14 protein-coding genes are annotated in these 16,418 nt (G+C 62.5%); 5 read left to right on the top strand and 9 right to left on the bottom strand.

Annotated elements, in window-relative coordinates; translation table 11 throughout:
* Positions 1-54 precede the first annotated feature (54 nt).
* The 3 genes from glyS to V8359_RS10260 form a co-directional block, all read right to left on the bottom strand.
* The gene (glyS, locus tag V8359_RS10270; RefSeq protein ID WP_336428735.1) at positions 55-2,283 is read right to left on the bottom strand and encodes a glycine--tRNA ligase subunit beta; all 2,229 of its coding nucleotides are present in this window, start codon (positions 2,281-2,283) and stop codon (positions 55-57) included.
* 130 nt (positions 2,284-2,413) lie between these two features.
* Positions 2,414-2,947 (bottom strand): DUF6446 family protein, encoded by a 534-nt coding sequence (locus tag V8359_RS10265; RefSeq protein WP_336428733.1) that lies wholly within the window; start codon positions 2,945-2,947, stop codon positions 2,414-2,416.
* Positions 2,947-3,885 carry a glycine--tRNA ligase subunit alpha gene (locus tag V8359_RS10260; RefSeq protein WP_336428732.1) on the bottom strand — a complete coding sequence of 313 codons (939 nt, stop codon included), beginning with the start codon at positions 3,883-3,885 and terminating at the stop codon, positions 2,947-2,949. Before V8359_RS10260 ends, V8359_RS10265 begins: the two co-directional genes overlap by 1 nt.
* 212 nt (positions 3,886-4,097) lie before the next feature.
* Here V8359_RS10260 and V8359_RS10255 point away from each other — a divergent pair, with 212 nt between their 5' ends.
* From V8359_RS10255 to V8359_RS10245, 3 genes are all read left to right on the top strand, one after another.
* Positions 4,098-5,894 (top strand): serine protease, encoded by a 1,797-nt coding sequence (locus tag V8359_RS10255; protein ID WP_336428731.1) that lies wholly within the window; start codon positions 4,098-4,100, stop codon positions 5,892-5,894.
* A gap of 185 nt (positions 5,895-6,079) precedes the next feature.
* The gene (locus tag V8359_RS10250) at positions 6,080-7,870 is read left to right on the top strand and encodes an ABC transporter ATP-binding protein (RefSeq protein ID WP_336428730.1); all 1,791 of its coding nucleotides are present in this window, start codon (positions 6,080-6,082) and stop codon (positions 7,868-7,870) included.
* Positions 7,871-8,174: 304 nt separating this feature from the next.
* Positions 8,175-9,575: an aminotransferase family protein gene (locus tag V8359_RS10245; protein WP_336429042.1), complete on the top strand. Its 1,401-nt coding sequence runs from the start codon at positions 8,175-8,177 to the stop codon at positions 9,573-9,575.
* Between the two features lie 99 nt (positions 9,576-9,674).
* Here V8359_RS10245 and V8359_RS10240 read toward each other — a convergent pair whose 3' ends face one another.
* The 3 genes from V8359_RS10240 to V8359_RS10230 form a co-directional block, all read right to left on the bottom strand.
* On the bottom strand, positions 9,675-10,298 hold the full coding sequence (locus V8359_RS10240; protein WP_336428729.1) for a hypothetical protein: 624 nt from the start codon (positions 10,296-10,298) through the stop codon (positions 9,675-9,677).
* Positions 10,299-10,314: 16 nt separating this feature from the next.
* On the bottom strand, positions 10,315-10,449 hold the full coding sequence (locus V8359_RS10235; RefSeq protein WP_336428728.1) for an aa3-type cytochrome c oxidase subunit IV: 135 nt from the start codon (positions 10,447-10,449) through the stop codon (positions 10,315-10,317).
* 119 nt (positions 10,450-10,568) lie between these two features.
* On the bottom strand, positions 10,569-10,871 hold the full coding sequence (locus V8359_RS10230; protein ID WP_336428727.1) for a M24 family metallopeptidase: 303 nt from the start codon (positions 10,869-10,871) through the stop codon (positions 10,569-10,571).
* 141 nt (positions 10,872-11,012) lie between these two features.
* Here V8359_RS10230 and V8359_RS10225 point away from each other — a divergent pair, with 141 nt between their 5' ends.
* A complete protein-coding gene (locus tag V8359_RS10225) occupies positions 11,013-11,777 on the top strand; it encodes a maleate cis-trans isomerase family protein (protein WP_336428726.1) in 765 nt (254 codons plus the stop codon).
* 190 nt (positions 11,778-11,967) lie between these two features.
* On the opposite strand, the gene V8359_RS10220 is transcribed toward V8359_RS10225, so the two are convergent.
* The 3 genes from V8359_RS10220 to V8359_RS10210 form a co-directional block, all read right to left on the bottom strand.
* Complete coding sequence (locus tag V8359_RS10220) at positions 11,968-12,423, bottom strand: DUF6173 family protein (protein ID WP_336428724.1); 456 nt, start codon at positions 12,421-12,423, stop codon at positions 11,968-11,970.
* Positions 12,423-13,475, bottom strand: coding sequence for an MBL fold metallo-hydrolase (locus V8359_RS10215; RefSeq protein WP_336428723.1), 1,053 nt, complete (start codon positions 13,473-13,475; stop codon positions 12,423-12,425). The genes V8359_RS10220 and V8359_RS10215 overlap by 1 nt, the downstream gene beginning before the upstream one ends.
* 77 nt (positions 13,476-13,552) lie before the next feature.
* Positions 13,553-15,268, bottom strand: coding sequence for an acyl-CoA dehydrogenase (locus V8359_RS10210; RefSeq protein ID WP_336428722.1), 1,716 nt, complete (start codon positions 15,266-15,268; stop codon positions 13,553-13,555).
* 100 nt (positions 15,269-15,368) lie between these two features.
* Here V8359_RS10210 and V8359_RS10205 point away from each other — a divergent pair, with 100 nt between their 5' ends.
* Entirely contained in the window at positions 15,369-16,316 is a 948-nt protein-coding gene (locus V8359_RS10205) for an L-threonylcarbamoyladenylate synthase (RefSeq protein WP_336428721.1), read from the top strand.
* Positions 16,317-16,418 lie beyond the last annotated feature (102 nt).

Below are 16,418 nucleotides of genomic sequence, written 5' to 3'. Positions count from 1 at the left end.
GCAGCATACGCGGGATCACACACAAGGCAAGAACGCGTTTGTCTCAGGAACCGCCTACCCCTCAACGCGGGTGAGGTCAGCGACCGAGGAACAGGCGGTGCGGATACGGCTCAGAAGGTTGAGCCGGTTGCGGCGCACGATGTCGTTGTCGGTGTTGACCTGCACCGCCTCGAAAAACGCATCAATGGGCGCGCGCAGGGCGGCCATCGCACTCATGGCCCCGGCGAAATCCTCAGCTTTGAGGGCGGCGGCGATCTGCGGTTCAGCGGTGTCGAGCGCGGCAAAGAGCGCCTTTTCCTCGTCGGTCTCGGCGAATTTCACATCCGCGCCGAAGGAGTACTCCACCCCGTCCTTGTCCTCGGCCTGAGTGAGGATGTTGTTGGCCCGTTTGAAGCCTTGGAGAAGGTTCTCGCCATCGTCGGTCTTGAGGAAGTCCCCGAGCGCGCGGGCACGGTGGACGAGCAGGGTGAGGTCGTCATTGCCCTCCATCGCAAGGCAGGCGTCGATCACGTCATGGCGGAGGCCCTCGTCCTTGAGATGGACCTTGAGGCGGTCGTGGAGGAAGGCGAGGAGGTCGGGAGCTTTATTCTCCAATTCCTCGGTGTCGAAGGCAATAGAATGCGTGTCAGCGCGATACCTATCGTAGGCCTTGGAGCGTTCGTCAAACGTCGTAGTCTCGTAAAGGCTTTTAAGAAGGTCGTTGATGCCTGCATCTACTTTCTTTTCTTCTCGTTCTATCAGCGCAGCAATGTGCTTTCCCACATTTGCAAAGATAATTGGAGCGCTTGATACTCGGACCCCATTCCCCAAAACCAACCGAATAACCCCCAAGGCCGCGCGGCGCAGCGCGTAGGGGTCTTTCGAGCCGGTGGGCTTCTCGTCGATCGCCCAGAAGCCCGTCAGCGTGTCGATCTTGTCGGCCAGCGCCACGGCGACCGAGACCGGGGCGGAGGGCACGGCATCGCCCGGCCCGAGAGGCTTGTAATGTTCTTCGCAGGCTTCGGGCACGCCGTCGTCATGGCCTGCGGCCTGTGCGTAATAGCGGCCCATCAGCCCCTGCAATTCGGGGAATTCTCCGACCATTTCGGATTGCAGATCGGCCTTGGCCACGCGCGCGGCCTCGGCCGCCAGATCGGGCTTGGCGCCCACCAGCGGTGCGATCTCGCGCGCCAGCGCCGCGATGCGGTCCACCCGGTCGGCCTGTGACCCCAGCTTGTTGTGGAAGGTGACGTCGCGCAGCCCCTCGGCCATGCCTTCAAGGCCCTTTTCCCGCACAATGCGCAGGTCATTCTCCCAAAAGAATTTCGCGTCGCTGAGCCGTGCTGCCAGCACCTTTTGATTGCCCGCGAGGATGGTCGCGCCATGGTCCGCCGTCTCGCGGTTGGCCACGGTGATGAACCGCTCCACCCGCCCGGTCTTGGGGTTGCGCACCGAAAAGAACTTCTGATGCTCCTTCATCGAGGTGATCAACACCTCGGGCGGCAGGTCCATGAACTCATCGTCAATCCGCCCCATGAGCGGCACCGGCCATTCCACCAGCCCGGCCACTTCACGAAGCAACCCCGCATCCTCAACAAGGTCCATGCCGGACGCAAAAGCAAGGTTCTGCGCCTCTTGACGGATCGCCTCCGCCCGCTCCTCGGGGTCGAGAACCACCTTGGCCTGCTTGAGCTTGGCCGCGTAATCGTCGAACGATTTTACCGCGAAGGCACCCGGCGCCATGAACCTGTGGCCCTCGGTCTTGTCGTCGCTCGTGATGCCGTCAACCGTCAGCGGCACAATGCGCGCCTCGTCCGCGTCATCGCTCAGAATACAGAGAATGCGGTGCAGGGGCCGCACCCAGCGCAGGCCACCCTTGCCCCAACGCATTGATTTCGGCCACGGAAAATTGCGAATGACCCGCTCAAGAACCTCGGCCACGATCACCTCGGCGGGGCGTCCCGGCGTTGTCACGGTTGCGAAATAGACTTGGCCCTTCTTCTCGTCCCGCACGTTCAGATCGTCGCGGCTTACCCCCGCGCCCCGGCAGAACCCTTCGATCGCCTTCTCCGGCGCATCCACACGCGGCCCCTTGCGCTCTTCGCGCAGGGTGGGCGAGCTGTCCGCCATCCCCTCAAGCGTCAGGGTCAGCCGCCGGGGTGTCGAAAAGGCCGCGGCACCCGCATAGGTCAACCCGGCCTCCACCAGCCCGTCGGCCATCAGCCGCTTGAGGTCATCCGCTGCCCGCGCCTGCATCCGCGCGGGGATTTCCTCGGAAAAAAGTTCGATCAGAAGATCAGGCATATGCTCACCCAAAGACGGGCCCTCGGGGGGCGGTTTCGGGTCGGTGGATAACGCCCACCCGGCGTGGCGTCCAGCAAATAGCGGGACAGGTGTTCACCCCGCTCTCGGGGCCCGGCCCGCCACGCGGCGGTCAATAGCCTTCGGGCGGTTCGGGGCAACCCTCCGGCGCGCGCTGACCGTCAAAGACAACCTCGCCGCACCGATTGATCTGATGCCAGACAAAACCGCGCCCGTCCTCGTGGATCGCGACCACCCGGTCGATACCGTATTGGATGTTCTTTGTCCCCAGAAAGGCCAACGCCTCCCCGCGTTCCAGCGCGGCCCCCAGTTCTTCGGCATCGAAACAGTCGAACCAGCCCGGCGCGGTAAGCGGCACCGCGTTGTCATAGCTCTCATAGGTGTCACGCAGCATCGCATGGTCCAGCATCGTGGTGAAACAGGCACGATACCGGATCGGGCTGCTATTGGCGTCGATGGCACGGAAATTGTCATATGGCACCGGCTCCGGTTTCCCGGTCACACGCGATGTCATCTCAAGGGTCCGTTCCGGCACCTCGACGTAGACCGGCACCTCGCGGTAGAAATGATAGACCTGCAGGTAATACATACCCGCACCCGCAACGATCGCACAGCCCAGCGTCAGAATGACAAGGAACTTGCCCATCAGGCCGCCTCGCCCTGCCAGCCGCCGGCGGACGTGCGCACGAAGGCATCGGCGCATTTCTTGGCCAAGGCGCGCACCCGCCCGATATAAGCCTGCCGCTCGGTCACGGAAATGACGCCCCGGGCATCCAGAAGGTTGAAGATGTGGCTGGCCTTGATGCATTGATCATAGGCGGGATGCGCCATGACGATGCGTTTGCCCGTCTTGGGGTCCACATCCTCGACCGCGAGGATCGCCTCGCATTCGGCCTCCGCCTCCTTGAAGTGATCCAGCAGCACCTCGGTATTCGCGACGTCGAAATTCCAGCGCGCGTATTCCTCTTCGGTTTGGCGGAACACGTCGCCATAGCTCAGCGCGATGGGCGCATCCGGGTCGTTGAAGGGCATGTCCATCACATGGTCGATGCCCAGCACATACATCGCCAACCGTTCAAGCCCATAGGTCAACTCGCCCGAGACCGGATGACAGTCATGCCCGCCCACCTGCTGAAAATAGGTGAACTGGCTCACCTCCATCCCGTCGCACCAGACCTCCCAGCCCAGCCCCCATGCGCCCAGCGTCGGGCTTTCCCAGTCATCCTCGACAAATCGGATATCGTGCAGCGCCATATCTATGCCGATCGCCTCAAGGCTGCCAAGATAAAGCGACTGCAAATCCGGCGGGCTGGGTTTGATCAGCACCTGATACTGATAGTAATGCTGAAGCCGGTTCGGGTTCTCGCCATAGCGCCCGTCGGTGGGACGGCGCGAGGGCTGCACATAGGCCGCCGCCCATGGCTGCGTTCCAAGGCTGCGCAGGGTCGTGGCCGGGTGAAATGTGCCCGCGCCCACTTCCATGTCATAGGGCTGCATCACGGCGCACCCCTTGCCCGCCCAATAGGACTGAAGCCTCAGAATGATCTCCTGAAAACTGCGCGGTTTGCCGGTTGCGTCGCCCATGATGCATGCCCCTGAAAGTTCCGCCCCTACCTACGGCGGGCGCGGGCGCGGGTCAATTCGATGATCGCACCGGGCGCCGGTGCCGCTCAATGGTCTGGAAACCCTCACTATGCGGATACAGGCAATAGAGATATTTTAGATGCATCATTCCGGAGTTTTGTTAAAACAATGAGAATTCGGAAACTTGGGGCATCGGCAGGGGTAATGACTACATGACGCGAATTTTCTTGGGGGCGGTGTTTGCCATCTTTGCGATGATGCAGGTCACTTTCGCGCAACAGACCGAGGACGAGCTTGTCTGGGTCCAGATCGAGGCTCAACCGGGCGTAACCCAGATCAACGAGGCGCTGGGGCGCCGGGCAACCCAGTTGCAGGACGTCAACGGGTTTCAGTTGAGTGCGACATGGTATGCCGTCGCCCTTGGCCCATACCGGCGCGCCGATGCCGAACAGGTGTTGAGCGTGCTGCGCGCCGAAGGCCGCATCCCCCGCGATAGCTATATTGCCGAAAGTTCCGCCTATCGCCGTCAGATATGGCCCGTGGGAAGCACCACGCTCGCCGATCTTCAGGGCACCGAGGCCGATCCCGAAGCGGCAGAGCCTCAGACCGACACCCAAAATACCGCTGATGCCGCCGACACGGATACGACCACATCCGTCCCGGTCCAACAGCCCGAACTCGAACCCGTCGACGAGACCCCGCGCGAAGCCCGCGCAAGCGAACGCCGGTTGACACGCGAAGAACGCGCCGACCTTCAGATCGCACTGAAATGGGCGGGGTTCTATGATGGCCGCATCGACGCGGCGTTCGGGCGCGGCACCCGGCGCTCCATGTCCGAATGGCAAAGCGCGAATGGCTTCGAGGTGACCGGAGTGCTCACGACCCGTCAGCGCGCCGAGCTTCTGCGTCAATATAACGCCGTGCTCGAGGGGATGGACCTGCGCCTTGTCTCGGACCCTGAAACCGGGATCGAAATGAAGCTGCCCCTCGGCGTCGTCTCCTTCGAGAAATTCGAGCCGCCCTTCGCCCATTACGAGGCCACGGGCGACATTCCCGCCAAAGTGCTCCTGATCAGTCAGGAAGGCGATCAGGACACGCTGTTCGGGCTCTACGACATCATGCAGACGCTCAAGATCGTGCCGGTGGACGGCCCGCGCGAACGCAAAGACCGCAGTTTCGTGCTCATCGGCGAAAGCGCCACGATGATATCGCACACTGTCGCCTCGCTCGAAAACGGGCGGATCAAGGGCTTCACGCTTGTCTGGCCCGCCGGCGACGAGGAGCGCCGCACACGTATATTGGGTGAAATGCAAGATAGCTTCACCCGCATCGACGGCGTACTTGATCCCGCCAAAGGCTTTAACGACGCTCAAAGCATCGATCTCGTGTCGGGGCTCGAAATCCGCCGCCCGCTGCGGTCACGTTCGGGCTTCTTCGTGGACAGTTCCGGCGCCGTCGTAACGTCGGCGCGTGCGGTCGAAGGCTGCGGCCATATCACCATCGAAAATGATCACCGTGCCGATATCGTGGACCGCAACGACACCACTGGCATCGCCATTCTCCGCCCGCAGGACCGGCTTGCACCCATGGCGGTGGCCGCGTTCCAGCAATCCACACCACGGCTCAATTCCAGCATTGCGGTCGCGGGCTATTCCTTCGGCGGCGTGCTGGGCGCCCCATCGCTCACCTATGGCGAACTGGCCGATCTTCGCGGGCTCTCGGGTGACGAAACCATGTCGCGCCTCGCGCTCGACGCGCTCGACAGTGACGCGGGCGGCCCGGTGCTGGATACGGCGGGCGGTGTGCTCGGCATGCTCCTGCCCGGCCCCGACACGGGCCGACAACTGCCCGACGGCGTGAGCCTCGCCATTGATGCCGAGGCCATCATCACCGCGCTCGACACCGCAGGCATTCAGCCCACCTCCACCTCGACCCAAAATCAGATCAGCCCCGACGCGCTGTCTGATCGCGCCCGCCGGATGACAGTGCTCGTCAGCTGCTGGGAGTGACCTGCATAAATCGAACGGCACCCGCGCTCTTTCTTTTTGCCTTAAATATCCCGGGGGGTGCCGTGATCGCCCCGGGGGCGGTCACGGCGGGGGGCAGCGCCCCCAATCCCCGCCCGCCTTTCCGCGTGACCTTGACCGGGTGACGCGCTAAAGCGTGGTCGCAACGACCAAGGACTCCGCCACCGATGACCGACACCCCTCCGAGAACCCGCGGACCGCTTTATTCCCCGGCCGACCGCGACAATCTGCTCTGGTTCTGGCGGACCTACCTGCGCAAGCATTCCGGGCGGCTTGCTCTCGTGCTCCTCATGATCCTCGTTCAGGGGCTCGTCTATCAGCAGTTCCTGTCGATGACCGAAAGCGGGTTGCGCGTAATCTTCGAAAGCGGCTCGCTGCGCGATCTTGCGCTGGTCTGCGTCGCGGTATTCTTTCTCTTCGCGGTGCGCGGGCTCATGTCCTATCTCGTGCCGCTGGTTACCGTGCGCGTCTCGAATCAGGCGATTTTCGAGATGCGACAGGATCTGCTCGTCCATCTCATGTCGCTCGACCTTGCCTATTTCGAGCGCACGAAATCCGGCGATATCATCCTGCGCATCGTCACTCACACACAGCTTCTGGGCAATTTCGTAGGGCTCGGCATCGCCAACGCCGTGCGCGATGCGGTCACCGTGATTATCGTCTCGGGCTACCTGATCTGGAAAAATCCGATCCTGTTCGCCACCGCCGTCGTGATCCTTCCCTTCATCATCTGGGTGATGAACTATGTCTCGGACCGGGTGAAGGACGCACAGGGACAGGCCGAAACCGCCATCGCCGAATACATGAACGGCATCGAAGAGACGATGACCGGCATGCGCACCGTCAAGATCGCCAGTCAGGAAAAGATGGAGGCGAGCCGCCTGATGAAAGGCACCGCCTCGATTCGCGACCTTCTCAACCGGGTGCAGATCACACAGGCGCTGGTGATGCCCTCGATCGACCTCAGTTCGGCCTTCGTCTATGTCCTCGTGATCGGCGGCGGCGGCTACATGGTGCTCTCCCCCTCCTTTGATGTCGATGGCGCCGGTATCATCACCTTCCTGCTGGGAATGGTCATGGTCTTTGATCCGGCCCGCCTCCTGGCACAATTCTTCGGTGGTCTTCAGGCCAATCTCGTGTTGCTGGACCGGGTGCGCAGCCTCTTCCGCGAAAAACCCACCATCTCGGATGCCGAAGGCGCGGTCGATCACTTTGACACGTCGGCCGACATCACGCTCGAGAACGTGACATTCTCTTACGATCCCGAACAGCCGCTCTTCGACGGGCTCGACATGACGTTCAAGGGGGGCCGCGTTTCGGCCATCGTGGGCGCGACCGGTTCGGGCAAGACAACGATCCTCTCGCTCCTGTCGCGCCTCTATGACGTGCAGGGCGGTCGCATCACCTTCGGCGACACCTCCATCGATCAGCTTCAGGTGGGGGCGCTCCGGGCGGCATTTTCCGTGGTCGCGCAGGATATCGTGATCTTCAACGCGTCGATCTGGGACAACATCCGCTACGTCAAACCCGAGGCCAGCGACGAAGAGGTCTGGCAGGCGGCCCGCGATGCCGAGATCGCGGACCTGATCGAACGCCGCGGCCCGACCCCGGTCGGCCCCAAGGGCGCGCAACTCTCCGGTGGTCAGAAACAGCGCATCGCCATCGCCCGCGCCTTCCTGCGCGACGCACCGATCCTGCTCCTGGACGAGGCGACCTCCGCTCTCGATCAGGCCACCGAAGAGCGCATCAAGACCGCGCTCACCCGGCTCACCAAGGGCAAGACAACCATCGTCGTGGCCCACCGGCTCAGTTCGATCTCGGATGCCGACCGCATTTTCGTGCTCGAAAGCGGGCGCCTCGTCGAAGACGGCACGCACGAAGAGCTTCTGGCCCAAGAGGGCCTCTATGCACAGCTCTACAAAGCGCAGAAACGCGGCTATGACGGGGTGGGCGGATGAGCGGGCCGTCCGGTTCGTCGATTTCCATCGCCAGGTAACCCTCGTCTTTATAGTCGTGCCTCCCCGCCGCGCTGCGGCATTTCGCACCTATCCCGGACGTCGAAAGGCGTTCAACACATAATCTAGGGCCGTTTTCTTCACCGCAGAAAAATGGCCCGCGCCACGCCCGCCTTTGCGCCATGCGGCAATCTGGTGATACATTTCCTTGTGGACTGGCCCTATCGCTTTTGGCGAATCTCGGTCCAATGATCTTTGATCAAATCGTACGAAGGTCGGCGCGTCCGGCCAATGGAGGCCCCCAATGATGGACGGAAAGTTTCTCGAGAACGACATCGACAAAGTCGTGGACGCGGACCGCGCCCATGTCTGGCATCACCTGATTCAGCACCAGCCTTTTACCGGCGACGACCCCAAGGCCGATCCCCGGATCATCGTCGAGGGCAAGGGCATGCGCGTCTGGGACCAGAAGGGCAAGGAACATATCGACGCCGTTTCTGGCGGTGTCTGGACGGTGAACGTGGGCTATGGGCGGGAACGCATCGCCAACGCCATCCGCGACCAACTGATCAAGCTGCCCTATTTCGCGGGCTCCGCAGGCTCCATCCCCGGTGCCATGTTCTCCGAAAAACTGATCTCGAAAATGCCGGGGATGAGCCGGGTCTATTACACCAACTCCGGCTCCGAGGCGAACGAGAAGGCATTCAAGATGGTCCGCCAGATCGCCCACAAGCGCCATGGCGGCCGCAAGCACAAGATCCTCTACCGCGACCGCGACTATCACGGTTCCACCCTCGCCACGATGTCGGCGGGCGGTCAGGATGAGCGCAACGAACAATACGGCCCCTTCGCGCCCGGTTTCGTTCGTGTGCCGCACTGTATGGAATACCGTGCGCAATGGGATCTCTCGGGCGAGGACTATGGCCGGCGCGCCGCCGATGCCATCGAAGAGGTGATCCTTGCCGAGGGCCCCGACACCGTGGGCGCGCTTTGTCTTGAGCCCGTGACCGCAGGCGGCGGCGTTATTCCCGCTCCTGATGGCTATTGGCCCCGCGTGCAGGAAATCTGCCGCAAATACGACATCCTGCTGCATATCGACGAGGTCGTCTGCGGCGTGGGCCGCACCGGCACCCACTGGTTCGGCTATCAGCATTACGGCGTGGAACCCGATTTCGTCACCATGGCCAAGGGCGTCGCCTCGGGCTATGCGGCCATCGCCTGCTGTGTCACGAATGAGCGCGTCTTCGAGATGTTCCGCGACGACGCCACCGATCCGCTGAACTATTTCCGCGACATCTCGACCTTCGGCGGCTGCACCGCCGGCCCCGCGGCCGCACTCGAAAACATGGCGATCATCGAGGAAGAAGGCCTCCTCGAGAACACCACCGCCATGGGCGATTACATGACCGATCAGCTTCGCGCGCTTCAGGACAAGCACGCGGTCATCGGGGATGTGCGCGGCAAGGGTCTCTTTCTCGGGGCCGAGCTTGTGGCCGACCGCAGCAGCAAAGAGCCGGTGGACGAAAAACAGGCACAGGCGGTTGTCGCCGACTGCATGGCGCAGGGCGTGGTCATCGGTGTCACCAACCGTTCGATCCCCGGCTTCAACAACACGCTTTGTTATTCGCCCGCGCTCATCGCGACCAAGGACGACATCGACGAGATTATCACCGCCACCGACAAGGCGTTGACCAAGATCTTCTGCTGACATCGCCTCTCGGACCGCACAAGGCCCGCCAGACATCCTCTGGCGGGCCTTTGTCTTTGGAGTTTACGACCAAAGCGTTTCGCGAAACGCCTGAAGGTCTCAGTTCGCCTTTTCCGCGTTCCATTCGGCCAGAACCTTGGAATTGTCGTCGCTGTCATATTCGTGCAGCGTCTCTTCGGTCACGCCGGGCAAAGCGCCGAACTGCGCCGCGAGGGTCTTGGGATACCATGTCGGGCTGATCCGGCCCGGAAACAGCTCGGCCAGTATCCCCGACGTCGACTTCGAGCACATGGCCTGCCCGACAGCGCCATGAGTCTGCATCAGCGCCATCGCCTGTCGCGCCACCTTTGGCGAAACATCAAGCCGCTGAATTTTCACATGAAATGTCTTGCGAGCGTGATAGCGCGTATAGACATCCACCACCTGCGGCGTCGCCCCGTAAAGCACATCGTTCCGTTCGGGGATGGTCTCGTGCTTGAAGGATCCGGCGGGATCGAAAATGATCCGCTGCGATCCATTGACCATCAGCGACGTATGCGCCCCAGCCCCGGTCCGGTTGTTGAGCATGGTAAAAAGCGTCAGGCGCGGCGGCCCGTCATGGGCATAAGCCGCGCGGGCGACATCCTCATCCGGGGCCCAGACGCCCTTTCCGGCACAGCCTGCAAGTATAAGCAAAGCCCCAAGGGCAATAGCCAGTTTGCGCATGTTCCGGCCCCGGATCATGCCCGCGCTCAGGGCGTCAGGCGTTGAAGATCGCGAGGAAGATCAGAACCGCCACCGAAAAGATGCCAACCCGAAGCGTCCACTTGATGAACGCCTCGAAGGTTTTTTCCTGTTCGGTGATATCCATTTCGCCGTGCTTGTGCTCAGCCATCGTGCCAATTCCCTGATAGGTGCATCCGTTTCACCGCTGATTACTGCATTTGGAAAAGGGTGTCACGCCCAATGGCTGCGGTAATCGCGCGCATATCGCCCGTCGCGGCCCCGGCAGGCTCAACTTTTGCTCAGCAGTATCTCGCGGGGATACTCGGTTATGTAGTCCACTCCGGTTTCGGTCACGACGACGCTGTCGCCGATACGGCCCGCCGGCACCCCGTCAACCGAGATGCCGCCATCCACCGCAAATGTCATGCCCGGCTCAAGCACCGCCCGGTCCCCTTCCTTCAGTTCGGGTGCCTCCAGATAGGCCACCCCGATCGAGCGTCCGGTGCGATACCCGGTCTCATAGCCCCGCTGCCGGTCGACCTCGTTCGCGGCGGCCGCCACGTCTTCGGCGGGTGCGGTTGCCGGCTTCATCCAGCATCTCGGGGGCCTCCTGGGTTGGTATTTCGGGGGGACGGGAGGGAACTCACCTACCTTGCGTAAAAATTCGTATGCTGCATAGATCTTTTGAGTCAAAAAGCGAAACTGCAAACTCTAACAAAGGATTTCGGTTAAATGCGTATACAGGAATCCGGCCATTCCGTCCCCGACACAGGCTTTGACAGCGGTCGCCACGCGCGGGCCAAGATCGGGTTCGTCGTGCTTGCCACGGAACAGACAGTCGAGGATGACATGTTCACGCTCCGGCCCGAGGGGGTCGGCATCCATTTCGCCCGCGCGCCCATCGCCGATTCGATCACCGTCGAAACGCTCGCCCGGCAAGTGGACGATCTTGCTCCGGCGGCGGCAACGCTTCTACCCGATGGCTCGCTTGACGTCGTTTGCTATGCTTGCAAATCCGGGAGCCTCGTTATCGGAGAAGAGCGCGTGCATGACGAACTGCGCAAGGTCGCTCCGGGCGCACAGGCGACCTCGCTCATCGCGAGCGTTCTGGCCGCGTTGCGCGCCGTCGGGGCCCACCGCATCTCCGTGGCCACGCCCTATCTTGACGCGATCAACCATCAGGAAGCCGCCTACATGAACGCCGCAGGCTTTGAAATCACGGCCATTCGCGGCCTCAATGTCGAAAAAGACAGCGACATGATCCGCCTGCGGCCTGACTATCTTGCCGAATTCGCCGCCTCGGTGGACAGCCCCGACGCAGACGCCCTCTTCATCAGCTGTGGCGCCCTGCGGTCGCTCGACATCGTCGATTCGCTCGAACAAAAGCTGGGCAAGCCAGTAATCTGTTCCAATCAGGCGATGATGTGGCATTGCCTGCGCCTCGCGGGCATCCCCGACCGGCTCGACGGTTATGGCAGCCTGTTCCGCCACGCATGACCCAAAGCATTTCGCCTTTCCCCTGAGACATCAGCGAAAGGCGTGAAACGCTTTAAGGCCCGGCATAGCCCGCATATGTCGGCTCTGACCATAGCGCCGGGGCCTTGCGCGGCGGTGGGTAAAACTGCCTATCGCCACATCTTAAGATGCATGTTCAGGGGGAAACGGACCGGGGTGCCGGGCTGCGCGCTCACTCTTTCTCAAGCGCCGCCGCCAGCCGGAAACCGATGCGCTCTGGCTCGGCCTGCTTGACCTTTTTGGGCAAGGTGCGAAGCATCACGCTCAGTTGCGTCACATGCTGAACAAGCTGGGTCTTGGACCCCGCCGGATCGCTGCCATAGAAGGTCACGATATCGGGATCGAAAAATCCCATCCCCTCAATGCGGATGACACCTGTCGTATCCCCGGCAAAGCCCATCGCGACCTCGTGTTCATTGTCGAGGGTCTTCTCGAAATTCTGGATATACAGGATCAGCCGCTCATACGCCCATTGCGCAGCACTTTTCTCTTCGACGGGCTTAAGCTTCACGCCCTCGGTCACGTCCTCGCCCTGCTGACACCTTTCGGGATCGGCATGCACCTCGCGGCAACGTGGAATAGCCGCAGCCTCCAGTGCCTCCGCCGATGTTCTGATCTCATCATCCATCACTCGTCTCTCCTCTGCCAGAGCCATGCGCCATCGGCGCGGGCCGTGCGGGTGACCCGACCAGCCTGATGCAGATGATTGAGATGCGCAACCGCCTCGACAAGGGCCAATCCATAGGTGCCGTGATCAATTTTTCGTTTGAAGAGCGGCGCAAAGCACTCGGCCCCCGTGCGTGGCACATCAAGATGCGCCTCCAGCCGCCTGAGCGCGCCATGATGATTCTCGCTCAGTTGCCACAACCGGTGCGACAGCCCCGTGAACGGTAGCTTGTGACCGCTCAGCACAAGGTGATCAGGCCGCGCGTAGCCCCTCAGCCGCTCACAGCTTGCAAGCCATTCCTTCAACGGATCGGCCTCGGGCTCGGTGGGATAGACACCGATATTGGGGCTGATCGAACTGATGATCTGATCCCCCGCAAGAACAATATCGTCCTGCCGCGACCAAAGCGTCAGATGCTCGGGCGCGTGGCCATGGCCCACACGCACGTCCCAATCGCGGCCACCGGCGCAAATCGTGTCGCCTTCGGCCACGCGGGTATAGCCCACCGGTATGGGATAGCTCGTGTCGGCGAAATTATAAGGCCGTGTGTCCTTGCGCTCGGCATAGATGTCCGGCGCCATCCCGGCCCGCCGCCAAAAGCTCAGCGCCTGCTCGGTCGGGCGCTCTTCCACGTCGAGGATAAGCATCCGCGCCAAAAGATAGGCGGTGCGCGTTGTCACAAGCTCGGCCCCGAACCGCTCCATCAGCCAGCCCGCCATGCCAATGTGATCGGGATGGTGATGCGTCAGGATCACACGCTTTACCGGCTTGCCCCCAAGCGGCCCCGACAACACCTTTTCCCACAGCGCCACCGCGCGTTTGGAATGGATGCCCGTGTCCACCACGGTCCAACTCTCCCCATCATCAAGCGCGTAGATATTCACATGATCAAGCGCCATCGGAAGCGGCAGCCTGATCCACAGGATGCCCCGCGCCACTTCCACGGCCTCACCATCCTGTGGCGGCTCGGGCCAAGGTGTGCAAATCTTACCTGATCTTGTCATGCTATCCATGGCCCCGCTCTTCGCCCGTCACGCGAACCGCGTCAACCACAGCCGCGCGTAGGCCGGGCTTCAGCCCGGCACTCACCTCAGACCGCGAAATCTTCGTCGCTCAGGGCATAAAGCCCCTTGGCCCCCGCCACCGCATGGGCCAGATGCGCGGCATGCTCGGGCAGCATCCGGGCGATGTAAAACGTGGCCAGCCGCGTCCGCGGTCCGTCACCACCTTCGGCCATCGCCGCGGTCAGGTGATGGTGCGCACCCAACACCCGCGCCCACCCCATCAGGAACGGCACGGCCCCGGCGAACCGGTCCTGCGCCTCAGATGCCACCAATGCCTCTGTCGCCTCGCGCAGGCTCTCGCCCGCCTGCCAGACCGGCTCGGCCAACGCGGGAAGCGTGCCGCGCGCGGCCTCTGCCTGTGCTTCCACCTCGTCAAGGATCGCGGCACCGGCCTCGCCCCCGTCCATCAGCTTGCGACCGGCAAGGTCCATCGCCTGAATGCCGTTCGTGCCCTCATAGATCGCCGTCACCCGCACATCGCGGGAATACTGCGCGGCCCCCGTCTCTTCGATAAAGCCCATGCCGCCATGCACCTGCACACCCATTTCAGAGACACGCATGCCCGTCTCGGTGCCGAACGCCTTGGCAATGGGCGTCAGGAACGCCGCACGTGCCTTCCACTCCGCCTCTCCGGTGGCATGGCCCATGTCGATCGCCACCGCACAGGATAGCGCGATCGACCGCGCGGCAAAAATCTCGGCCTTCATCGTGGCGAGCATCCGGCGAACATCGGCATGCTCTATGATCGTGCCGCTGCCTCCTGCTACGGGGGTGCGGCCCTGCTTGCGCTCCTGAGCATAGGCCAAGGCGTGTTGATAGGCGCCCTCGGCCGCACCGATGCCCTGTCCGCCAACACCCAGCCGCGCGTTGTTCATCATGGTGAACATGGCGCGCATCCCGTCATGCTCCTCCCCGATGAGCCAGCCCTGTGCCCCGTCATACTGCATCACCGCGGTCGGACTTCCATGCAGACCCATCTTGTGCTCAAGGCTCACCACCTTGAGATCGTTGGTCTTTCCGGGATTGCCCTCGGCGTCGGGAATGTATTTCGGAACAAGAAACAGGCTGATGCCCTTCGTCCCTTCAGCCGCGCCGGGAAGCCGGGCCAGAACAAGATGGCACACATTCTCCGTAAAATCGTTGTCGCCCCAACTGATATAGATTTTCTGACCGGTGATCGCATACGTGCCGTCGCCATTGGGCTCGGCCCGGGTCCGCAAGGCGCCCACATCCGATCCGGCCTGCGCCTCGGTCAGGTTCATCGTGCCCGACCATTCACCGCTCACCAGCTTGGGCAGATAGATCGCCTTGAGCTCATCGCTCGCGTGGTTCTCAAGCGCCTCGATCTGGCCCTGTGTCATCAGCGGGTTGAGCTGAAGGCTCAGGCAGGCCGCGCTCATCATTTCGTTGACCGCCGTGGCCAGCGTCAAAGGCAACCCCATGCCGCCATGCTCGGGGTCCGCACTGATCGACACCCAGCCACCTTCGGCCACGGCCTTATAGCCCTCTGCATAGCCGGGGCTGGTGCGCACGACACCGTTTTCCAGATGCGCGGGATGTAGGTCGCCCGGTCGCTGTAGCGGGGCCAGAACATCCTCGCACATGCGCCCCGCCTCGGTCAAAATGGCCGACACCATGTCGGGCGTGGCCTCCGCGAATTTCTCCGTGGCGGTCACCTGCTCAAGGGCCACGACATGATCGAACAGGAACCGGTATTCCTCGACAGGGGCGTGATAGGGCATCTGAACTCCACTCCAAAAGGCTTTTGCCGGGCTTTTGCATTGTCTCGGGACATAGCCTAAGCCACAGTCTCGGTCCATCAATGGAAACGCCGCGTCACACATGACCAAGACATTGCATCTTTCACCCGACGATGACGGGATCACCCGCGCCACCAAGGTCTTGCACGCAGACCGTCTCGTCGCCTTCCCGACCGAGACGGTCTATGGTCTGGGCGGCGATGCACGCTCGGACATGGCGGTCGCCCGGATATTCGAGGCCAAGGGCCGGCCCCGCTTCAATCCGCTTATTGTGCATGTGGCCGATGCCGAACAGGCGCGGGATTTCGTCGTATGGTCCGACTTGGCCGACCGGCTCGCCGGGGCGTTCTGGCCCGGTGCGCTGACCCTCGTGCTCCCTCTTCGGGCGGGGCACGGCCTCTCGCCTCTCGTCACCGCCGAACTGCCGACGCTTGCCATCCGGTGCCCGGCGCATCCGCTGGCCGAACGCCTTCTACGCGCGTTCGGCGGCCCCCTCGCGGCCCCTTCGGCCAATCCGTCGGGCCGGATCAGTCCGACCACCGCCGCCCATGTGCATGACGGTCTTGATGGGCGCATCGACGCGGTGCTTGACGGTGGCGCCTGCGCGGTCGGCCTCGAAAGCACGATCGTGGGCCTCTCGGACACACCTGTTCTTCTGCGCCCCGGCGGATTGCCCGCAGAAGCGATCGAGGCCGCGCTTGGCGCGCCTCTCCTGCGCAGGTCGGCAGAGGCTGCACTGACTGCGCCGGGGCAGATGGTCTCCCACTATGCCCCCGGCGCGCGGGTCCGCCTTGAGGCCACCCATGTCATGCCGGGCGAGGTGCTGCTTGGTTTTGGCCCGATGGCATGTGATCTCAATCTTTCGCGCGCCGGCGATCTGACCGAGGCCGCGGCAAACCTTTTTGGCCATCTGCACACGCTCGATGCGCGTGCCCCTGCGGGCATCGCTGTGGCCCCCATACCGACCACCGGCCTTGGCGCGGCAATCAACGACCGCCTTGCCCGTGCCGCGGCCCCCCGGGATACGTGACCGGGCCTGATAGAAGTTCGTGAAAATTCAGGCTTGTTTTTCACCAATTTTACGGCAACAAACCTGACTTAATAACCCGAAATTCCACCCGTGCGCTGTGTT

The sequence above is a fragment of the Roseovarius sp. E0-M6 genome, from assembly GCF_037083845.1.
In the GTDB taxonomy this organism is placed as follows: domain Bacteria; phylum Pseudomonadota; class Alphaproteobacteria; order Rhodobacterales; family Rhodobacteraceae; genus Roseovarius.
This window is presented reverse-complemented; position numbering and strand designations above follow the sequence as displayed.

What these genes read in the sequence shown, in the direction of transcription:
- glyS (WP_336428735.1), bottom strand. Translation starts at nt 2,283, where the DNA reads ATGCCTGATCTTCTGATCGAACTTTTTTCCGAGGAAATCCCCGCGCGG.
- V8359_RS10265 (WP_336428733.1), bottom strand. Translation starts at nt 2,947, where the DNA reads ATGGGCAAGTTCCTTGTCATTCTGACGCTGGGCTGTGCGATCGTTGCG.
- V8359_RS10260 (WP_336428732.1), bottom strand. Translation starts at nt 3,885, where the DNA reads ATGGGCGACGCAACCGGCAAACCGCGCAGTTTTCAGGAGATCATTCTG.
- V8359_RS10255 (WP_336428731.1), top strand. Translation starts at nt 4,098, where the DNA reads ATGACGCGAATTTTCTTGGGGGCGGTGTTTGCCATCTTTGCGATGATG.
- V8359_RS10250 (WP_336428730.1), top strand. Translation starts at nt 6,080, where the DNA reads ATGACCGACACCCCTCCGAGAACCCGCGGACCGCTTTATTCCCCGGCC.
- V8359_RS10245 (WP_336429042.1), top strand. Translation starts at nt 8,175, where the DNA reads ATGGACGGAAAGTTTCTCGAGAACGACATCGACAAAGTCGTGGACGCG.
- V8359_RS10240 (WP_336428729.1), bottom strand. Translation starts at nt 10,298, where the DNA reads ATGATCCGGGGCCGGAACATGCGCAAACTGGCTATTGCCCTTGGGGCT.
- V8359_RS10235 (WP_336428728.1), bottom strand. Translation starts at nt 10,449, where the DNA reads ATGGCTGAGCACAAGCACGGCGAAATGGATATCACCGAACAGGAAAAA.
- V8359_RS10230 (WP_336428727.1), bottom strand. Translation starts at nt 10,871, where the DNA reads ATGAAGCCGGCAACCGCACCCGCCGAAGACGTGGCGGCCGCCGCGAAC.
- V8359_RS10225 (WP_336428726.1), top strand. Translation starts at nt 11,013, where the DNA reads ATGCGTATACAGGAATCCGGCCATTCCGTCCCCGACACAGGCTTTGAC.
- V8359_RS10220 (WP_336428724.1), bottom strand. Translation starts at nt 12,423, where the DNA reads ATGGATGATGAGATCAGAACATCGGCGGAGGCACTGGAGGCTGCGGCT.
- V8359_RS10215 (WP_336428723.1), bottom strand. Translation starts at nt 13,475, where the DNA reads ATGGATAGCATGACAAGATCAGGTAAGATTTGCACACCTTGGCCCGAG.
- V8359_RS10210 (WP_336428722.1), bottom strand. Translation starts at nt 15,268, where the DNA reads ATGCCCTATCACGCCCCTGTCGAGGAATACCGGTTCCTGTTCGATCAT.
- V8359_RS10205 (WP_336428721.1), top strand. Translation starts at nt 15,369, where the DNA reads ATGACCAAGACATTGCATCTTTCACCCGACGATGACGGGATCACCCGC.